Raw genomic sequence first — 1,999 nt, 5'->3', positions numbered from 1 at the left:
CATCTCCACCACCCCGTCCGGCCTGCCCGTCCGGGTGCCGCAGGCGAACCTTGCCGAGCCCCTGCGCACCGACGAACCGGTCGCCGCCGAAGAGCCGGACGAGCAGGACGATCCCGGCCGCTCGCCCGAGGAGATCCAGCGGATCATGGGCTCGTACCAGCGCGGCACACAGCGGGGCCGCTCCGACGCGGCCGAAGCCCTCGGCACTCACGCAGCGGAAGGCGAGGAAGACCAGTGATGCAGAAGGCGGGTTCCCCATCCGATCTGGGCTGGTTGCTGGACGACCTGGTCCACCGGCTGCCCCACGCCCGCAGCGCGGTCGTGCTGTCGGCCGACGGCCTGCTCATGGCCTCGGCCGAGGGCATCAGCCAGGACGACGCCGAACACCTGGCGGCCGTGGCCGCCGGCATCCAGAGCCTCGCCAAGGGCGCCGGAACCCGCTTCGGCGGCGGCCCCGTCCGGCAGACGATCATCGAGATGCAGTCGGCGTTCATGCTGGTGTCGGTCGCCGGCAAGGGCGCCTGCCTCGCGGTGCTGGCCGGCGAGGAGGCCGACGTGGGCCTCATCGCCTACGAGATGGCCATGCTCGTCACCGCCATGGGCCACCACCTCACGTCCCCGTCCCGCTCGGAACCCGCCGCGGAGGGACGCGCATGATCCCCCCGGACGACCCCGCGCAGGAGCAGCGGCCGGAGGAGCCGGCCGCTCGCACCGGCTACGACCGCTGGCTGGACGAGCAGGCCGGGCCGATGGTCCGCCCGTACGTGATGACCAGCGGCCGCATCGAGCCGACCCGCGGCAAGTTCGACCTCATCACGCTGGTGGTGGCGGTCGGCCCCGAACCCGAGGGCGCGATCGGCCTCGGCCCCGAGCACCTGGCCATCATCCGGCTCTGCCAGTCGGTGATGTCGGTGGCCGAGCTCACCGGCCATCTCGACCTGCCCGTCGCGACCGTGCGGGTCCTGCTCGGCGACCTGCTCGACAAGGGCTTCGTCTCGATGCAGGAACCCGAACCGGAGGCGGACATGCACGACATCAGGCTCTACAAGGCGGTGATCGATGGTCTCCGGGCCCTCTAGGCAGGACGGGCGCGCCCGCCGGCTGCCCACCGCCGTCAAGATCGTGGTCGCGGGCGGCTTCGGCGTCGGCAAGACCACCATGGTCGGGACGGTCTCCGAGACCCGTCCGCTGCGCACCGAGGAGCTCCTCACCGACGAGAGCGTGGGCATCGACGACATCTCCGGCGTCGAGCGCAAGAAGACCACCACCGTCGCGATGGACTTCGGCCGCATCACGATCCGCGACGACTACGTCCTCTACCTGTTCGGCACCCCCGGCCAGGAGCGCTTCTGGTTCATGTGGGACGAGGTCGCCCTCGGCGCCCTCGGAGCCGTCGTCCTCGCCGACACCCGCCGCCTTTCCGACTGCTTCCCGTCCGTCGACTACTTCGAGCGCCGCAGCACGCCGTTCGTCGTCGCCGTCAACTGCTTCGAGGGCGCCCGCCAATTCGATCTGCAGGAAATACAGCTCGCCCTCAACCTCGGCCCCAAGGTCCCGGTCATGCTCTGCGACGCCCGCCGCATGGACTCCTGCAAGCAGGTCCTCATCAGCCTCGTCCTGCACGCCATGAAATTCCGCGGCCTCCCAGAACCCCAAAACGCCTAGAACCGAGCGTGGCCGGGCCGCCAACTGACGTTGGCGGCCCGGCCACGCGTGCACAACCCCACCCCACGCGACAGGGCCGACGTCTTCACGCCACCCGTTTCTCCCCAGCCCCCAACAACCTCAACGTTGCGATCGCGTGCGAAGCCAGGTTCGAGCGAAGCAAGAACCTGATCGCGCAGCGAGCCGCTAGGCGAGTCGGAGCGATGCAGCGATCGCCGCAGTGCCCGCCGAAGGAAGGCGCCCTAGCGCCTGACGCCAAGGGCACTGCAATAAGCTCAGCCGGTCCTTGAAACTACGTAATCGCAGAGGCTGGTGAAGGCGGAGCGGGCGGGGA

The 1,999-nt window shown here is 70.0% G+C and carries 4 protein-coding genes; all 4 read left to right on the top strand.

Annotation, left to right across the window (positions count from 1 at the left end; translation table 11 throughout):
• On the top strand, nucleotides 1-238 hold a 238-nt coding region (locus tag E1298_RS49130), incomplete at its 5' end, for a globin family protein (RefSeq protein WP_165975995.1).
• Nucleotides 238-657 carry a roadblock/LC7 domain-containing protein gene (locus E1298_RS46460; RefSeq protein WP_207945271.1) on the top strand — a complete coding sequence of 140 codons (420 nt, stop codon included), beginning with the start codon at nucleotides 238-240 and terminating at the stop codon, nucleotides 655-657. The genes E1298_RS49130 and E1298_RS46460, both read left to right, overlap by 1 nt.
• On the top strand, nucleotides 654-1,079 hold the full coding sequence (locus tag E1298_RS46455; RefSeq protein WP_131903738.1) for a DUF742 domain-containing protein: 426 nt from the start codon (nucleotides 654-656) through the stop codon (nucleotides 1,077-1,079). The genes E1298_RS46460 and E1298_RS46455 overlap by 4 nt, the downstream gene beginning before the upstream one ends.
• Nucleotides 1,060-1,665 carry a GTP-binding protein gene (locus tag E1298_RS46450; protein WP_131903737.1) on the top strand — a complete coding sequence of 202 codons (606 nt, stop codon included), beginning with the start codon at nucleotides 1,060-1,062 and terminating at the stop codon, nucleotides 1,663-1,665. Before E1298_RS46455 ends, E1298_RS46450 begins: the two co-directional genes overlap by 20 nt.
• Nucleotides 1,666-1,999 lie beyond the last annotated feature (334 nt).

Source organism: Actinomadura rubrisoli (assembly GCF_004349215.1).
Lineage (GTDB): Bacteria > Actinomycetota > Actinomycetes > Streptosporangiales > Streptosporangiaceae > Spirillospora > Spirillospora rubrisoli.
Note: the sequence above shows the minus strand (reverse complement) of the source record. Positions and strands in the feature narration are given on the sequence as shown.